The sequence below is a fragment of the Arenibacter sp. 6A1 genome, from assembly GCF_012272855.1.
Taxonomy (GTDB): domain Bacteria; phylum Bacteroidota; class Bacteroidia; order Flavobacteriales; family Flavobacteriaceae; genus Arenibacter.
This window is the reverse complement of the sequence record NZ_JAAXCQ010000001.1, coordinates 93,449-110,724: the sequence shown is the minus strand read 5'-3', so window position 1 is coordinate 110,724 and position 17,276 is coordinate 93,449. Positions and strand designations below refer to the sequence as shown.

The 17,276-nt window shown below is 37.5% G+C and carries 20 protein-coding genes; 10 read left to right on the top strand and 10 right to left on the bottom strand.

The genetic code is table 11. The features are described 5' to 3' along the window. The first annotated feature begins 63 nt into the window (after positions 1 to 63). The gene (locus tag HCG49_RS00470; protein WP_168467607.1) at positions 64 to 1,230 is read left to right on the top strand and encodes a proline dehydrogenase family protein; all 1,167 of its coding nucleotides are present in this window, start codon (positions 64 to 66) and stop codon (positions 1,228 to 1,230) included. Positions 1,231 to 1,350: 120 nt separating this feature from the next. Here the strand turns inward: HCG49_RS00470 and HCG49_RS00465 are convergent, their stop codons facing one another. The 10 genes from HCG49_RS00465 to HCG49_RS00420 all read right to left on the bottom strand — a co-directional run bounded on the left by HCG49_RS00465 (position 1,351) and on the right by HCG49_RS00420 (position 7,162). Then, positions 1,351 to 1,734 carry a DUF4258 domain-containing protein gene (locus HCG49_RS00465; RefSeq protein WP_168467606.1) on the bottom strand — a complete coding sequence of 128 codons (384 nt, stop codon included), beginning with the start codon at positions 1,732 to 1,734 and terminating at the stop codon, positions 1,351 to 1,353. 3 nt (positions 1,735 to 1,737) lie between these two features. Further along, complete coding sequence (locus HCG49_RS00460; RefSeq protein WP_168467605.1) at positions 1,738 to 2,937, bottom strand: alanine dehydrogenase; 1,200 nt, start codon at positions 2,935 to 2,937, stop codon at positions 1,738 to 1,740. A 73-nt stretch (positions 2,938 to 3,010) separates the two neighbouring features. Next, positions 3,011 to 3,538: a hypothetical protein gene (locus HCG49_RS00455; protein ID WP_168467604.1), complete on the bottom strand. Its 528-nt coding sequence runs from the start codon at positions 3,536 to 3,538 to the stop codon at positions 3,011 to 3,013. Positions 3,539 to 3,636: 98 nt separating this feature from the next. Beyond that, complete coding sequence (locus tag HCG49_RS00450; RefSeq protein ID WP_168467603.1) at positions 3,637 to 3,864, bottom strand: hypothetical protein; 228 nt, start codon at positions 3,862 to 3,864, stop codon at positions 3,637 to 3,639. Positions 3,865 to 3,922: 58 nt separating this feature from the next. Further along, entirely contained in the window at positions 3,923 to 4,150 is a 228-nt protein-coding gene (locus HCG49_RS00445) for a hypothetical protein (RefSeq protein ID WP_168467602.1), read from the bottom strand. 58 nt (positions 4,151 to 4,208) lie between these two features. Next, entirely contained in the window at positions 4,209 to 4,436 is a 228-nt protein-coding gene (locus tag HCG49_RS00440) for a hypothetical protein (protein WP_168467601.1), read from the bottom strand. A 58-nt stretch (positions 4,437 to 4,494) separates the two neighbouring features. After that, positions 4,495 to 4,722 carry a hypothetical protein gene (locus HCG49_RS00435; RefSeq protein ID WP_168467600.1) on the bottom strand — a complete coding sequence of 76 codons (228 nt, stop codon included), beginning with the start codon at positions 4,720 to 4,722 and terminating at the stop codon, positions 4,495 to 4,497. Between the two features lie 54 nt (positions 4,723 to 4,776). Then, complete coding sequence (locus tag HCG49_RS00430; protein ID WP_168467599.1) at positions 4,777 to 4,971, bottom strand: hypothetical protein; 195 nt, start codon at positions 4,969 to 4,971, stop codon at positions 4,777 to 4,779. 224 nt (positions 4,972 to 5,195) lie between these two features. Then, positions 5,196 to 5,606 (bottom strand): tRNA (adenosine(37)-N6)-threonylcarbamoyltransferase complex ATPase subunit type 1 TsaE, encoded by a 411-nt coding sequence (gene tsaE, locus HCG49_RS00425; protein ID WP_168467598.1) that lies wholly within the window; start codon positions 5,604 to 5,606, stop codon positions 5,196 to 5,198. An 11-nt stretch (positions 5,607 to 5,617) separates the two neighbouring features. Then, complete coding sequence (locus HCG49_RS00420; protein ID WP_168467597.1) at positions 5,618 to 7,162, bottom strand: bifunctional response regulator/alkaline phosphatase family protein; 1,545 nt, start codon at positions 7,160 to 7,162, stop codon at positions 5,618 to 5,620. Positions 7,163 to 7,198: 36 nt separating this feature from the next. Here HCG49_RS00420 and HCG49_RS00415 point away from each other — a divergent pair, with 36 nt between their 5' ends. The 9 genes from HCG49_RS00415 to HCG49_RS00375 all read left to right on the top strand — a co-directional run bounded on the left by HCG49_RS00415 (position 7,199) and on the right by HCG49_RS00375 (position 17,249). Beyond that, a complete protein-coding gene (locus HCG49_RS00415; protein ID WP_168467596.1) occupies positions 7,199 to 8,428 on the top strand; it encodes an HD domain-containing protein in 1,230 nt (409 codons plus the stop codon). A 23-nt stretch (positions 8,429 to 8,451) separates the two neighbouring features. Further along, positions 8,452 to 9,477: a UDP-3-O-(3-hydroxymyristoyl)glucosamine N-acyltransferase gene (gene lpxD / locus HCG49_RS00410; protein WP_168467595.1), complete on the top strand. Its 1,026-nt coding sequence runs from the start codon at positions 8,452 to 8,454 to the stop codon at positions 9,475 to 9,477. Further along, positions 9,467 to 10,873, top strand: a complete 1,407-nt coding sequence (locus HCG49_RS00405; RefSeq protein WP_168467594.1) for a bifunctional UDP-3-O-[3-hydroxymyristoyl] N-acetylglucosamine deacetylase/3-hydroxyacyl-ACP dehydratase — start codon at positions 9,467 to 9,469, stop codon at positions 10,871 to 10,873. The genes lpxD and HCG49_RS00405 overlap by 11 nt, the downstream gene beginning before the upstream one ends. Position 10,874: 1 nt before the next feature. Then, positions 10,875 to 11,660 (top strand): acyl-ACP--UDP-N-acetylglucosamine O-acyltransferase, encoded by a 786-nt coding sequence (gene lpxA / locus HCG49_RS00400; RefSeq protein ID WP_168467593.1) that lies wholly within the window; start codon positions 10,875 to 10,877, stop codon positions 11,658 to 11,660. Positions 11,661 to 11,666: 6 nt separating this feature from the next. Beyond that, positions 11,667 to 12,233, top strand: a complete 567-nt coding sequence (gene efp, locus HCG49_RS00395) for an elongation factor P (RefSeq protein ID WP_168467592.1) — start codon at positions 11,667 to 11,669, stop codon at positions 12,231 to 12,233. 96 nt (positions 12,234 to 12,329) lie between these two features. Next, positions 12,330 to 13,262, top strand: a complete 933-nt coding sequence (locus HCG49_RS00390; RefSeq protein ID WP_168467591.1) for a UDP-3-O-(3-hydroxymyristoyl)glucosamine N-acyltransferase — start codon at positions 12,330 to 12,332, stop codon at positions 13,260 to 13,262. 69 nt (positions 13,263 to 13,331) lie between these two features. Continuing rightward, positions 13,332 to 14,204, top strand: a complete 873-nt coding sequence (gene sucD, locus HCG49_RS00385) for a succinate--CoA ligase subunit alpha (protein WP_168467590.1) — start codon at positions 13,332 to 13,334, stop codon at positions 14,202 to 14,204. A gap of 185 nt (positions 14,205 to 14,389) precedes the next feature. Further along, positions 14,390 to 15,139: a 3-oxoacyl-[acyl-carrier-protein] reductase gene (gene fabG, locus HCG49_RS00380; RefSeq protein WP_168467589.1), complete on the top strand. Its 750-nt coding sequence runs from the start codon at positions 14,390 to 14,392 to the stop codon at positions 15,137 to 15,139. Between the two features lie 76 nt (positions 15,140 to 15,215). Continuing rightward, positions 15,216 to 17,249, top strand: coding sequence for a VWA domain-containing protein (locus HCG49_RS00375; protein WP_168467588.1), 2,034 nt, complete (start codon positions 15,216 to 15,218; stop codon positions 17,247 to 17,249). Positions 17,250 to 17,276 lie beyond the last annotated feature (27 nt).

Here is a 17,276-nt window from a genome sequence, read left to right as displayed (position 1 = left end):
TATTTTGTGTGATAAGAATACAAATACTGTACTTATATTTGGCCCGTTATAAAATTCGTATAAATGAAGGATATTTTTGAGGATACCGCAACGGCTTTTGCTCTTAAAACGGACTCAGAACTAGAAAGAGCCTATTTCTTATTTAAGTTAATAGCAAATGAACCATTAGTTAAAATAGGTACAGCGGTTACTAATTTTGCAATTAAGGCTAAACTGCCTGTTGAACGTCTCATACGGGTGACGGTATTTGATCATTTTTGTGGAGGAGTTAATGAGGAAGATTGCTTGTCGGTAACCGAGAAGTTATATCAAAAAGGCGTTTCTACGATTTTAGATTACTCTGTGGAAGGGCAGGAAGAAGAAGGTCAGTTAGTGGCTTGCTTTGAGAAAACCCTAAAAATATTGGATTTTGTCAAGGAACAAGAGGCTATCCCTTTTGCTGTGTTTAAGCCGACCGGATTTGGTAGGTTTGGGCTATATGAAAAGGTAAGTGCAGGAAAAAGCTTGACTGAGGCCGAGACTAAGGAGTGGGAGCGGGTCGTAGATAGGTTTGATCGTGTTTGTAAAAAAGCTCAGGACTTAGATATTTCCCTGTTGATAGATGGGGAAGAAAGTTGGATGCAAGACGCGGCAGATAGGCTTATTGAAGACATGATGCGGAAATACAACAAAGAGAAGGCTGTTGTATATAATACGCTACAGACCTATCGTTGGGATCGGTTAGCATATTTGAAAAAACTTCATGAAGATGCAAAGAAGCACAATTATATTATTGGAATGAAGGTGGTTCGTGGCGCTTATATGGAAAAGGAGAACTTAAGAGCGGAAGAAAAAGGTTATCCTACCCCAATTTGCGCATCAAAAATGGCTACAGATGAAAATTTTGACAGTGTGATAAGTTATATGTTAGACAATATAGAGACGATGTCCTTGTTTGCCGGTACCCATAACGAAGTCAGTTGTTATAAATTGATGGAGCAATTAAAAGAGCGCGATATAAAGGTCGATGACGATAGGGTTTGGTTCGGTCAATTGTACGGAATGAGCGATCATATATCTTTTAATTTGGCCGACAGAGGGTATAAGGTAGCCAAGTACTTGCCTTTTGGGCCTGTTCGAGATGTGATGCCTTATCTTATCAGAAGAGCAGAAGAAAACACTTCGGTGGCTGGCCAAACCAGTAGAGAGCTTTCCTTGTTGCAAAAAGAACGCAGTCGTCGTAAACTGTAAGTTTCTATAGAATATAAAAAGGTTTTTGTGGAATAAGTAAATTGCCGAAAATCGATATAACGAAAAAGCGATCCTGTTATGTTTTTAACGGGATCGCTTTTTTAATAGAAATTGATGTGTTTATTGGGGATCAATACGTTCTATGGTAGCCTTTTTAGCGCAGTTTTTTACGGTAAGGACAGCTTCTTTTTCTCGTAGGGTTCCTTCTATTATATAGGTTTTGCAAGGAGTGGTCTTGGTTTGGCTTCTTTTAAAATTGACATCTCCATTTTGTAAAAAATTATCGATATCGGTGCTGTCCAATTGTTTTTCTTGGATGAGTTGGTTTATTGCGTCGGAATACGATATGTCTTTGGATCTAATATCTTTAAGAGCTCTGCAATTGGGGAAATAACAAAATTCCGAACCGGTTTCTTCGGACTTTTTCTTCAGAAATACGGTTAAAAATATTAAACCAATGGATAGCCCGAAAATGAAGAAGCCTAAACGTTTTAAAAATGCCATAAATTAAAAAATAAGAAAATTAATGTCGCTATAGGAAAGGTCGAACCATTCGCCTACAGATTTGTTAGTTAATATACCGTGGTAAAGATACAAACCGTTTCTTAGACCTTTGTCAAATCGGAGGGCATTTTCAAACCCACCATCCTCGCCGATTTTCAATAAATAGGGAGTAAAGATGTTACTTATAGAAATGGAGGCGGTCTTGGGGTATCTTGAAGGGATGTTAGGCACTCCATAATGCAATACGCCGTATTTTGATATTATAGGTTTTGCATGAGTGGTAACCTCGCTAGATTCAAAGCAGCCTCCCATATCAATACTAACATCTATGATAACGGCTCCTTTTTTCATTTGCTCTACCATGGTATTGGTAACGACTACCGGAGAGCGATCTTTTCCTCTCATCGCTCCTATGGCTACATCGCACCGTTTTAGGGCTTTTAGTAAGTTTTTAGGCTGTAAAGTAGAGGTGTATACGGTTTGTTTTAAATTGGTCTGTATACAGCGCAGTTTAGAGATTGAATTGTCAAATATTTTAATATTAGCACCAAGACCTATGGCAGATCTGGCAGCGAATTCACCTACGGTACCAGCACCTATGATGACTACTTCTACTGGCGGAACGCCGCTAATATTGCCGAACATTAAGCCATTTCCCTTATTGGTGGCAGACATGATCTCGGAGGCGATTAAAACAGAGGAGATTCCGGCGATTTCACTTAGCGATCTTACGGCAGGATATTTACCGTCTTCGTCTCTGATGTATTCAAAAGCAATGGCGGTTACCCTTTTTTTAGCGAGTTCTTCAAAATATTTTTTGTTCTGGGTCTTTATTTGTAAAGCAGAAATAATGGTGCTCTGTGGATTCATCAATTGAATCTCGTGAAGGGTAGGAGGTTCTACTTTTAAAAGGATAGGGCAGGAGAATACTTTTTTGGTGTCTCTGGTGATTTCTGCTCCGGCATCGGTATAGTCCATGTCGGAATAATTGGAGCCTTCACCAGCTCCGGACTCAATTAAAATTCGATGTCCGTTAGCAGTAATCGCGTTAACGGCATCTGGGGTGAGGCAAATCCGTTTTTCCTGATATTGATTCTCCTTGGGAATCCCAATAAACAGTTCTCCTTTCTGCCTAAGTGTTTCTAAAGTTTCTTCTTGAGGCAGTAACTGTTGTCTGCTAAAAGGTGAGGAATGTTGGATCATACGCTGTAATTCAGTCTTTAGTATTCCGATAAATACCGGAACCTCCCAAATTCAAAATTACGATATTTTTTCTTTAGCCGTTTTTTTCTTTTTCTAAACGCTCCTTTTCCTTGTAAGCGTTTAATTCCTGGTCCATGGCATCTAGGTCAATACCCAGAACATGTTTGTCGAATAACTTTAAACGTATAAAATAAACAAATGGAATTATTATGGTCATTATAGGTAATAACCAGTATAGCTCTACTTCGTCTAAATATCGGTCTTCATAAATTAGGGAAACAATTTGAAAAGAAAACATTGCAATAGGAATCAGCAATACATGGTACCACCAATGTTTGCATGTGAAAAACCAAATCAGCATTAATAGCAATGGAATGGATTTTACCATAAAAAACCACATGACCAAGGAAATACTTTCTTGGTATTTGCTTTCGTAGGTGAAAAAGTAAAAATCCAAGGTGCTGCCAGTGGGAGCTGACTTGTAAAGGTAGAATAAGTATGGGGTCATAGCGATAACAAAAGCTACGATACTCCCTATAAGAATACTTCTTGATTTCGTTTTTTTGGGAGAACTATCAAGGTTTTTGTACGATTTCAACATGCTTTATTTTATGCGGTATGTTTTCAAAGTACATATATAGTAAAAAAATAAGGTTTCTGATGAATCTAGAAACCTTATTTTAATAAATAGTATAAGAATTATCCATTCGAAGGAAGTTTTTTGATTTTAGTTCGGTCAATGCCGTTGCTTGGAAGCTTTTTTATTTTAGTTCTGTCAATACCGTTTGAAGGAAGTTTTTTGATTTCCGTACGATCTATGCTTTGCTTGTATAGAGCATCCTCTTCAGCAGAATCGTGAGTGTTACATGAAAAAGTAAACAACAACAAGGAGGCAGCGATTCCGGATAAAAATTTCTTAGTGTTCATAGGTTTTGATTTTATGGGGTGTGATTGGTTGGTAGGGTTTTAATAAAGGTTGTCAATACTATCCGTTGCTTGGAAGTTTTTTGATTTTAGTTCGGTCAATACCATTGCTTGGAAGCTTTTTTATTTTAGTTCTGTCAATACCGTTTGAAGGAAGTTTTTTGATTTCCGTACGATCTATACTTTGCTTGTATAGAGCATCCTCTTCAGCAGAATCGTGAGTGTTACATGAAAAAGTAAACAACAACATGGAGGCAGCGATTCCGGATAAAAATTTCTTAGTGTTCATAGGTTTTGGTTTTATGGGTTTTGATTGGTTGCTGGGGTTTTAATAAAGGTTATCAGTACTATCCGTTGCTTGGAAGTTTTTTGATTTTAGTTCGGTCAATACCGTTGCTTGGAAGCTTTTTTATTTTAGTTCTGTCAATACCGTTTGAAGGAAGTTTTTTGATTTCCGTACGATCTATACTTTGCTTGTATAGAGCATCCTCTTCAGTAGAATCGTTAGTGTTGCAGGAAAAAGTAAACAACAACATGGAGGCAGCGATTCCGGATAAAAATTTCTTAGTGTTCATAGTTTTTGGTTTTATGGGTTTTGATTGGTTGCTGGGGTTTTAATAAAGGTTATCAGTACTATCCGTTACTTGGAAGTTTTTTGATTTTAGTTCGGTCAATACCGTTGCTTGGAAGCTTTTTTATTTTAGTTCTGTCAATACCGTTTGAAGGAAGTTTTTTGATTTCCGTACGATCTATACTTTGCTTGTATAGAGCATCCTCTTCAGTAGAATCGTGAGTGTTACATGAAAAAGTAAACAACAACAAGGAGGCAGCGATTCCGGATAAAAATTTCTTAATGTTCATAGGTTTTGGTGTTATGGGTTTTGATTGGTTGGGTTTTAATGAATTGGATCAATACTATCCGTTACTTGGAAGCTTTTTTATTTTAGTTCTGTCAATGCCGTTTGAAGGAAGTTTTTTGATTTCCGTACGGTCTATACTTTGTTTGTATACAGCATCCTCTTCAGCGGAATCGTGAGTGTTGCAAGAGAAAGCAAGTAACAGCAACAGTGTTGAGGCGGCGATTCCGGATAAAAACTTCTTAGTATTCATGGGGTTTAATTTTATAGGTTTTGATTTGTTGACATGACAAATATATAAAAAAAGACTACATGGTCTGTAATAATTTTAAAAAAAAATGCATAAGATTTTTCAAAAACACTCTGTAGGTCTGTTAATGCAGTGTTTTACAGGGTTTTTTGTATAGATAAAAAGCAAAAACCCCAGGTTATTTAAAAATAACCTGGGGTTTTATATGTTTGTAGGTAAGGAAGAGGTTACGAAATCGTAAGAGATCTGGTTTTTTCATCGATGATGCTTATGTTGATATTGCAGCAATCGTCCGGAAGTAGGGAGTTAATTTTTTCTGGCCACTCTATAAACACCCAAGTATTGGCGTATAGATAATCTTCTAGACCCATATCCAAGGCTTCGGTTTCATCGTTTAGGCGGTAAAAATCAAAATGGTAGGCCAGTAATTCTTCGTTGGAATTGTGGTATTCATTAACAATTCCAAAAGTAGGGCTATTGGTGGTTCCTGAGCCGTCAAGGGCTGAGACTATAGCTTTTATCAGAGTGGTCTTTCCTGCTCCCATTTGGCCGTAAAAGCACAGGGTTTTGTTGGGGGTATTGGCTATGATTTGCTGTGCTACTGTTGATAGTTGTTCCTGTGAATAGGTAATAGTCATTGTTATAGTTCTTATTTGGGTTCTAATACTGTAAAAGGTATGATCATTTCTTGGAGAGAAACTCCTCCGTGCTGATACGTGTTCCTATAATAATTTACATAATGGTTAAAATTGTTAGGGTAAGCGAAGAATAAATCATTTTTTGCAAAAATATAAGAACTGCTAACATTAATGTTTGGTAAATATATGTTTTTTGGGTCCTTGGCTACTAGAACATCTTTTTCTTCATAAGATAAGCTGCGCCCGGTCTTATAGCGTAGGTTTAGGCTGGTTTCTTTGTCTCCTACCACCTTGCTGGGTTGTTTTACATTTATGGTGCCGTGGTCTGTGGTAATAATAAGTTTTAGCCCTAAGCCTTGGGCTTGCTGTATAATTTGTAATAGCGGAGAGTTTTTAAACCAGCTTAACGCAAGTGAACGATAGGCTTTGTCGTCAGAAGCTAGTTCTTTAACGACTTCCATTTCTGTTTTGGAATGAGATAGCATGTCTACGAAATTATAAACAATTACGGTTAGGTCATTGTCTTTTTGGGATCTAAAATTCTGTGCTAATTGCTTTCCTTGTTTAAGACTGCTGATTTTGTGGTAGCTCCATTTTAAATTCAGTCCTAGCCGCTGGAGTTGCGAGTCTAAAAATTCTTCTTCAAAGAGGTTTTTACCCCCTTCCTCAGTGTCGTTTTTCCACCATTTCGGATACTTCTTCTCCATATCTAAAGGAGTAAGTCCAGAAAAAATAGCATTTCGCGCATATTGGGTAGCAGTTGGCAGAAGGCTAAAGTAGGGGACTTCTTTTCTTTTTCGGTAGTAAGAGGTAAGGGGGTCTTCAAAGGACAGCCATTGATCGTACCTTAAATTGTCAATAACGACCAACAGTGTTTTGCTGTTCTTTAATTCAGGTTTGATTAATTGGTTAAATACGGTGTGGGACATTACGGGGCCGTTTTGGTCATTGAACCAAGAGGTGTAATTTTTATCGATAAATTTCCCAAATTGATTGTTGGCTTCCGTTTTTTGCGATTCTAGTATTTCAATCATGCCTGAATCGTCTATTTCTTCTAGGCGTAATTCCCAGTATAGTAATTTTTTGTACAGTTCGGCCCATTCTTCATAGGTGTTGACCGTAATAAGATCCATGGCAATTTTCCTGAATTCCTGTTGGTAATTTGCAGTTGTTTTCTCGGATACAAGTCTAGAGTGGTCCAGGTTTTTTTTGAGGGATAGTAATATTTGGTTTGGATTAACGGGTTTTATTAAATAATCCGCGATTTTAGCACCTATGGCTTCTTCCATGATGAGTTCTTCTTCGCTTTTGGTGATCATTACCACAGGAATAGAGCTGTAAGCGGCCTTTATTTCGTTTAGGGTTTCTAGACCAGAAATCCCTGGCATATTTTCATCAAGAAAGACAATGTCAATATGGTTGTTTTTAAGTTCTTCCAAGGCTTCTTGGCCGCTTAAGCAGCTGATAACCTTGTAGTCTTTTTGTTCTAAAAAAAGTATATGAGGTTTTAGTAAATATATTTCATCATCTACCCAAAGTATTGTTATCTTGTTCATTTAGTGCTTATATTTGTCCGTATAAAGAAAATTATATTGATAAAATCAAATAAACTCAAAATTTTCAATGATCCAATTTACGGATTTATTAGTATACCAAACCTACTAATTTTTAATCTGATTGCGGAGCCTTGCTTTCAGCGTTTAAGACGGATTTCTCAAATGGGCATGACTTACCTGGTATACCCAGGAGCACATCATACTAGATTTCATCACGCCTTAGGGAGTATGCATCTAATGCAGCACGCTATTCAGGTGTTGCGTCTTAAATCTATTCAAATCAGTGAAGAAGAAGAAGAGGGGTTATTGTGCGCTATATTGTTGCATGATATCGGACATGGGCCATTTTCGCATGCCATGGAACACAGTATAGTAGATGAGGTGAGTCATGAACAAATCTCCTTGTTGTTTATGGAGCAGCTAAATGAAAAGTATAAGGGCAGGTTGGCTACTGCTATCTCAATTTTTAAAGGATTGCATCCTAGGAGATTCTTAAATCAATTAGTATCGAGTCAGTTAGATATGGATAGGATGGACTATTTGAAAAGGGATAGTTTCTATACCGGAGTGGCTGAAGGGAATATTAATTCCGAACGCTTACTGACCATGCTAAATGTTCTTAATGATAATTTAGTGGTGGAGGAGAAGGCTATTTACTCGGTCGAAAAATTCTTGATGGCAAGGCGTTTTATGTATTGGCAGGTGTATTTGCACAAGACGGGCTTGGTGGCTGAGCAACTATTGATTAAAATACTTAAAAGAGCTAAGGAACTTATAGGTCTTGGGCAGCAGTTGCCCTGTAGCAATGCCTTGCGGTTTTTTATGGAAAATAAAATCAATAAAGATAATTTTGGAAATGACACCTTGGATTTGTTTGCCAGGTTAGATGATGTTGATATATTGTCTGCTATAAAATCATGGCAAGACCATGATGATTTTGTATTGTCCCATTTGTGTGCCATGGTTATTAATAGGAGGCTGTTACATATAAAGCTAAAAAATAATCCGATCAGTGAAATGAAATTCAATAAACATTTTACGGCCTTTAAAAACCAATATAATTTAAGTGATAAGGAGGCGTCTTATTTTGTGTTTTCGGGCGAGATTATGAATAGAGCTTATAATACGGAGTGTCAGAATATCAATATTTTAAGATCTAATGCTAAGGTTGTGGATGTGGCGAAAGCTTCCGATCAATTAAATCTAAAGGCGCTTTCAAAAACAGTGACCAAGTATTATATATGTTATCCTAAAGCTTCTATTTAACAATTTTTCTTACTTTTGTGGCCATGAAATTTACAGCTAGTCAAATCGCGGGGATTTTAGAAGGGGAAGTTGTGGGAGATCCAGAAATTGCTGTCCATAAACTCGCGAAGATAGAAGAGGGGGTAAAAGGAGCGCTTACTTTTTTGGCAAATCCTAAATATACTCCCTATATATATAAGACCAAGGCTTCCGTAACTATAGTCAATAAAGACTTCGTAGCGGAACATCCTTTGGAGACTACTTTGATTAAAGTAGAGAATGCTTATCAGTCCTTTTCAAAACTGTTGGCTTATTACAATGAAGTAAAGAATAATAAGGTAGGGATTGAGAGTCCTGTTTTTAAATCGGATTCCGCCTCGTTTGGGGAAAATCTTTATCTTGGTGCCTTTGCTTATATTGGAAACAATGTAAAGATTGGTGATAATGTTAAGATATATCCTAATGTTTATATAGGTGACAATGTTACTATCGGAGACGATGTAACGGTTTTTGCCGGTGCTAAGATTTATTCGGAAACTATTATAGGTAAAAACTGCATTATCCATAGCGGAGTTGTGCTAGGAGCAGACGGTTTTGGGTTTGCTCCCGATGAAAATGGAGAATATCAAAGAGTTCCACAGATTGGAAACGTGGTTCTTGAAGACGATATTGACATTGGGGCTGGGACAACTATTGACAGGGCTACGCTAGGCTCTACGATATTAAGAAAAGGCGTTAAACTTGATAATCAAATAATGATCGCTCACAATGTAGAAATTGGCGAGCATACGGTAATTGCGGCTCAAACTGGAGTGGCAGGATCTACTAAGATTGGTAAACACTGTATGATTGGCGGGCAGGTTGGCATCGTTGGACATATAACTATCGGTGATAGGGTGAGGATACAAGCCCAATCCGGTATCGGTAGGAATGTAAAGGACGACGAGGTCCTACAGGGCTCACCGGCTATTAGTTATAGTGATTTTAATAAGTCTTATGTGCATTTTAAAAATTTACCTAAAGTCATTAATAGGTTAGAAAAAATAGAAAAACAAATTGATGGTAAGTAACACAGCAACAAAACAACGGACAATTGCAAAGGAGATAACCTTAAAAGGTGTTGGTTTGCATACAGGGGAGAACGTAACAATGAAATTTGTTCCGGCACCTGAGAATTTTGGATATGCTTTTAAGCGTGTAGATTTAGAAGGAGAACCAATAATAGAAGCTGATGCTAATTATGTGGTCAATACCCAAAGAGGCACCAATCTAGAGAAAAGAGGCGTTAAAATACAGACTTCCGAGCACGTTCTTGCAGCCTTGGTAGGTCTAGAAATAGACAATGTCCTTATAGAGCTAAATGCATCCGAACCACCGATTATGGATGGTTCTTCAAAGTTTTTTGTCGAAGCTTTGGAAGAAGCTGGTATTGTAGAGCAGACAGCTTTTAGGCAAGAATACGTTGTTAAAGAGGTTATTTCCTATAAAGATGAGGCTACTGGTAGTGAGATCACTATTATTCCTTCCGATACTTACCAAATAACGACTATGGTCGATTTTGGTACAAAAATTCTTGGAACACAGAATGCTACTCTAGAAAACCTAGCCGATTTTAAGACTCAATTTGCTGATTCTAGAACCTTTAGCTTTTTACATGAGCTAGAAGCTTTATTAGAGAACGGTCTGATAAAAGGAGGAGATCTTAACAACGCAATCGTATACGTAGACAAGGAAATTTCCGAAGCTACCATGAAGAAGCTTGAAAAGGCTTTTGATAAGAAAAAGCTTTCGGTGAAACCAAACGGAATTTTAGATAATTTAACCTTGCATCACCCGAACGAGGCGGCTAGGCATAAATTGCTAGACGTTGTAGGCGACTTGGCCCTGATAGGGATAAGGGTGAGAGGTAAAGTGATCGCTAACAAACCTGGTCATTTTGTAAATACCCAATTTGCTAAAAAACTATCCAAACTCATAAAAGCGGAGAAAAGAAATTTTGTTCCTTCTTATGATCTGAATCAACCACCATTAATGGATATTCATCAAATTATGGATATGTTGCCTCACAGGCCTCCATTCTTGTTAATTGATAGAATATTGGAATTGTCAGAGCAGCATGTGGTAGGGATGAAAAACGTGACCATGAACGAGCCGTTTTTTGTGGGGCATTTCCCAGGGGCTCCAGTGATGCCAGGAGTATTGCAAGTAGAGGCGATGGCGCAAACCGGGGGGATCTTAGTTTTGAGTACGGTTCCCGACCCTGAGAATTACTTGACTCTTTTTATGAAAATAGACAATGTCAAGTTTAAACAAAAGGTTTTGCCTGGTGATACGCTTATTTTTCACTGTAGCTTAATTACACCAATAAGAAGAGGTATTTGTCATATGCAAGCCTATGCTTATGCTAATGGAAAATTAGTATGTGAAGCAGAAATGATGGCGCAAATAGTTAAAAAGAAACAATAGGATGAATCAACCATTGGCATATATTCACCCTGGTGCTAAAATTGCAAAAAATGTAGTAGTAGATCCTTTTACTACCATTCATAATAATGTTATCATCGGAGAAGGTACTTGGATAGGATCCAACGTTACCATAATGGAAGGGGCAAGAATAGGAAAGAATTGTAATATTTTTCCTGGTGCCGTTATTTCGGCGCCTCCTCAAGACTTAAAGTACGATGATGAAGAAACTACTGTTGTAATAGGTAATAACACCACTATTAGGGAGTGTGCGACTATTCATAAGGGTACTTCGGACAGAATGAAAACCGTGATTGGGGAAAATTGTCTTATTATGGCGTATTGCCATATTGCCCATGATTGTATTGTAGGGGATAATTGTATTTTTTCTAACAACTCAACCTTGGCCGGTCATGTAACTATCGGTAGTAATGTAATTTTGGCTGGTTTTGTAGCAGTTCATCAATTTGTCTCAATCGGTAGTTATTCGTTTGTAACCGGTGGGTCTTTGGTAAGAAAAGATGTTCCCCCATTTGTAAAGGCTGCAAGGGAGCCGCTTTCTTATGTAGGAATAAATTCCGTAGGATTGAGAAGAAGAGGTTTTGAGTCTGATAAAATCAGGGAAATTCAAAACATCTATAGGATTTTATATCAAAAAAATTATAACAATACTCAGGCTGTTCAGATTATTGAAGCAGAAATGGAAGCAACTCCTGAAAGGGACGAGATATTGCAATTTATAAGAGATTCCCAAAGAGGAATCATGAAAGGTTATTTTAGCACAAATTAAATTTATATGGCATCAACATCAGATATTAGAAAAGGATTATGTATTCGTTTTAACAACGATATATATAAAATTATTGAGTTTCTTCATGTGAAGCCAGGGAAAGGCCCTGCTTTTGTTAGAACCAAGCTTAGAAGTGTTAGTACAGGAAGGATATTGGAGAACACTTTTTCGGCAGGTCATAAATTGGAAGATGTACGAGTAGAAACTCGTTCATATCAATTTTTGTACCCAGAAGGCGATACGTATCATTTTATGAATACGGACGACTATAATCAAATTACATTGCCAGAAAGCTCTTTGGATGCTCCGAAATTACTGAAGGAGGGAGAGGTAGTTACTGTATTGTTTAACACAGAGGACAGTATGCCTTTATCGGTTGATATGCCTGCAAGTGTTATTTTAGAAGTGACTTATACAGAACCAGGTGTTAAAGGAAATACAGCTACAAATGCGACCAAGCCGGCAACGGTAGAAACAGGCGCAACTGTGAATGTGCCGCTTTTTATCAACGAAGGTGATAAAATAAAAATAGACACCGAAAAAGGCGCTTATATGGAGCGTGTAAAAGCTTAAAACTATAGAGGATACCTGTGATTGTTCGCTAAGTCAATAGACTGTTTTATTGAGAATTCCACAGGTAGCCCAATTATCTAACTCTATACACTTGTTATGAAGTTTCCAGTTCCGTATACTTTAAAGCAGATTGCTACTATTATTAATTCAGAGTATATTGGAGAAGACGATTTTCCTGTTCTCGGAATGAACGAAATTCACGTAGTCGAAAAAGGGGATATCGTTTTTGTAGATCATCCTAAATATTATGATAAGGCTTTGAATAGCAAAGCCTCTATTGTATTGATCAACAAGGAAGTGGAGTGTCCTAAGGGAAAGGCATTATTAGTGTCTGACGATCCTTTTAGGGATTTTAATACCTTAACAAGTTTCTTTAAGCCTTTTGTGCAAGCTACTAGCGCTATTGCTTCTAGTAGTGTTATTGGTAAAGGGACTGTCGTGCAACCTAATTGTTTTATAGGGAACAATGTTACTATAGGGGATAATTGCCTTATTCACTCCAATGTGTCTATTTATGACAATTGTGTGATTGGTAACAATGTGACGATACATGCCGGTACAGTACTAGGTTCTGATGCTTTTTATTATAAAAATAGGCCAGAAGGTTTTGATAAATTACTTTCCGGGGGACGGGTGGTTATAGAGGATAATGTAGATATTGGTGCGTTGTGTACTATAGATAACGGCGTTACTGGTGACACTACTATTAAAAAAGGAACCAAAATAGATAACCAGGTACAGGTAGGACACGATACTATTATTGGGGAGCGATGTCTTATAGCCTCGCAAACTGGTATAGCTGGTTGTGTGGTCATAGAGGACGAGGTTACCTTATGGGGGCAGGTAGGCGTAAGGAGTGGTATTACTATTGGTAAAAAAGCTGTAGTATTAGCGCAAACCGGGGTTGCTAAATCTTTAGAAGGAGGAAAGAGTTTCTTTGGAAGCCCGGCAGAGGAGTCTAGAGAAAAAATGAAGCAATTAGCCATGGCTAAACAAATGCCCTCTATTTTAAAAAGAATAGTTAAATAAGCAAAAGAATACTTTAGAAATCATTTCCAATGCCATATTTTTACGGCAATTAAATAAACCAAAAATATAATGAGCGTTTTAGTTAATAAAGATTCCAAAATTATTGTTCAAGGTTTTACTGGTAGCGAAGGTACCTTCCATGCTCAACAAATGATTGAATATGGCACTAACGTAGTAGGGGGTGTAACGCCTGGAAAAGGTGGTCAGTTGCATTTGGATAGGCCTGTTTTTAACACCGTTGAAGAAGCGGTACAAAAAGCAGGAGCGGATACTAGTATCATTTTTGTTCCACCAGCTTTTGCGGCAGACGCAATAATGGAGGCAGCTAGCGCGGGCATCAAAGTTATTATAACCATTACTGAAGGTATTCCGGTAGCGGATATGGTGAAGGCGTATGACTACATCAAACACATGGATTGTCGTTTGATTGGGCCTAACTGCCCTGGGGTAATTACCCCGGGAGAAGCAAAAGTAGGGATTATGCCAGGCTTTGTTTTCAAAAAAGGTACAGTAGGGATCGTTTCTAAATCAGGGACCTTAACCTATGAGGCTGCCGATCAGGTAGTTCGTCAAGGATTGGGGATTACAACAGCTATCGGTATTGGTGGTGATCCAATCATTGGAACATCAACTAAAGAAGCTGTAGAGTTGTTGATCAATGATCCGGAAACGGAATGTGTAGTAATGATTGGCGAAATTGGAGGTCAATTGGAGGCTGATGCTGCTCATTGGTACAAGGCTAGTGGTAGCAAAAAACCAATCGTTGGTTTTATAGCAGGGGAAACTGCACCAGCAGGTAGAACCATGGGGCATGCCGGAGCTATCGTTGGTGGTAGTGACGATACTGCACAGGCTAAAAAACGCATTATGAGAGAAAGTGGTATCCACGTAGTAGATTCTCCAGCGGAAATTGGACTAAAAGTAAAAGAAGTATTAGGGTAAGCCCTTTTTCTTGATATAATTTCCCGTTTATTCTAAGCCGACTACAATCGGATTTATTTTAGAATATAACGGGATTTTTTTCGCCTTTTAACAAGGTGAAATTGTTTCTAAGCATTTTAGGAAAAAAGTATATTAAAAGAGGATATATCTTATATTTGATTAATATTTAAGAAAATTATTTAAAAATGAAGTTACTAGAAGGTAAAAATGCAATAATAACAGGTGCCAGTAGAGGTATTGGTATGGGGATAGCCAAAGTTTTTGCAGAACATGGCGCAAATGTCGCTTTTACATATAGTTCCAGTGAAGCCCCGGCGATAGCCTTGGAAAAAGAACTTACCGCTATGGGGGTGAAAGCTAAGGCTTATAAAAGCAACGCAGCAAGTTTTGACGATGCCGAGAAATTGGTGGCCCAAGTATTGGAAGATTTTGATGGGGTAATAGATGTTCTTATTAATAACGCAGGAATTACCAAAGATAATCTATTGATGAGAATGGGAGAGGCTGATTTTGATGCTGTTATCGAAATCAACTTAAAATCGGTATTCAATATGACAAAGGCCGTACAACGAACCATGCTTAAACAAAGAAAAGGGGCTATCATTAATATGAGTAGTGTTGTAGGTGTTAAGGGGAATGCTGGTCAATCAAATTATGCGGCTTCTAAGGCAGGTATGATTGGGTTTACAAAATCTATAGCGCTAGAATTAGGGTCAAGAAACATTAGATGTAATGCCATTGCTCCAGGATTTATCGAAACAGAGATGACCGATAAGTTAGATGACAAGGTAGTACAAGGATGGAGAGACGGAATTCCGTTAAAAAGAGGAGGAGCTCCAGAAGATGTAGCAAACGCTTGTTTGTTCCTTGCTTCGGACTTATCTGCATACATCACAGGACAAGTATTAAATGTTGATGGAGGGATGTTAACTTAAGCTGCGATGAGCTGTGCCTAAGGTTGGTTTTATTTAGCTAAAAATCAAATAGGTGTCGTAGTAAACAATCTAAATAATGCATATAGAAACAGTTTTTTATATTTTGCTTTCCGGTTTGGCGGCTTTGGCGATAACGCTGTTTCAATATTTTTATAATACAAAAAAGGGAGGAAGGCTTTATGGCTTTCTTTCCTTTTTTAGGTTTATAGCTATTTTCGGGGTGTTCCTTTTATTAGTGAATCCAAAATTTTATAGCAATAACTATAGCTTAGAAAAGGCTAACTTAATAGTTTTGGTAGATAACTCAACCTCTATCGTTCATGGCGATTCAGTAAAGGCCGTAGAGGGGATTAATACGGTAAAAAATGCTATAAAGGAATTAGAAGATAAGTTTAAAGTAAAAACATATAGTTTTGGTGCTCATTTAAAGGATTCTGTTCCGCTACGCTTTCAGGAGAAAAATACTAATATTTCTAAGGCATTGGCTTCAGTAAATGAAATATATGCTAACACCAATACCGCTGTTGTGTTATTGTCAGACGGTAATCAGACCGTTGGTGAGGATTATGAGTTTTACGGAAAAAGACAGAATTTCCCTGTCTATCCTCTGGTGTTGGGAGACAGTACTTCTTATGAGGATGTTCGTATTAGTCAATTAAATGCCAATAAATATGCTTTTATAAAGAATAAATTCCCCTTGGAAATTCATCTTTCCTATGATGGGTATGGGGCTGTTTCTTCCCATTTACAGGTTTTTAGTAACGGAAAGCAAATTCATAGGGAAGTAGTTGCCATGTCTAGGATTTCTAATGCTAAAATTATTTCGGTGAATATTGATGCCGATAAGGTTGGGTTGCAGCAAATAAAGGTTGTTGCCGGTAGTTTTCCTAATGAAAAAAACACGGACAATAATCAAAAGGCCCTAACTGTAGAGGTGTTGGATGAAAAAATAGATGTGGCTATAATTTCAGATATTTTACATCCTGATATCGGTGTTTTAAAAAAGGCCATAGCCTCCAATGAGCAACGTTCCGTAAGTTTGTTTTCATCAAGCGCAGCTATAAGCAGTTTAGAGGATATGGAATTGTTTGTGTTTTATCAGCCTACCAGTGCTTTTGACAATGTTTATAGTTTTGTAAAACAGAAACAAGCAAATATTTTCACTGTTTTAGGAACTCATTCGGATTTAGGTTTTTTGAATAAGATGCAAAACAACTATCTGTTTGAAACCGGATATCCTGTACAGGAAATATTTGCAGTCTCTGATCCTTCTTTTTCTAAATTCGATATCTCGGATTTTTATTTTGAGAATTTACCGCCTTTAGAGAGCAATGTAGGATTTTTTAGCCCCATGGGTATTCAAGATGTTTTGTTGGAAATGTATATCAGGGGTGAGCGACAAGAAAGTCCGTTATTGGCGGTAACGGAAGATAATAATAGGATGCATATGCTATTGGTGGGAGAAAATATTTGGAAATGGAGACTTCAGTCCTTTCAAAGAGATTTGAATTTTAAAAATTTTGATGACTTTATAGGGAAGCTGATATTATATCTTTCCAGCTCCAAAAATAAAAGTAGGCTTATGGTGGAGTATGAGTCGATGTACGAAAGTGGTAATACAGCAAAAATAAAGGCCAGCTTTTTTGATGAAACGTATTCCTTTGACTCAAACGCAGATCTTCAACTAAATATTTCCCAGGAAAGCAGCGCAACGCAACAAGAGTTGCCAATGCTCTTACAGGAAGGGTATTACGAGGCAGACCTCAGTGATTTAGCAGCGGGAACCTATAGTTTTTCGGTTTCTGAAAAAAATAATGGTATAAGTAGAGCGGGGAGTTTTACAATCCTGGACTTTGATCTGGAGAAGCAGTTTTTATCGAGTAATTATAAAAAACTGCAACGACTAGCAAGCAATAGTAAAGGGGCATTGTTTTTTCCCGAGGATATTACGGTTTTGATAGAGACTTTACGGACAGATCAAAGCTACAGCCCTATTCAGAAAAGCAAACAAATTGTTGTACCTTTGATAGATATTAAAATAACATTGCTAGTCATAGTCCTTGCTATGGCTATAGAATGGATGTTGAGAAAATATAACGGTTTAACGTAGAATTAATTATATAAATACAAATAGTAA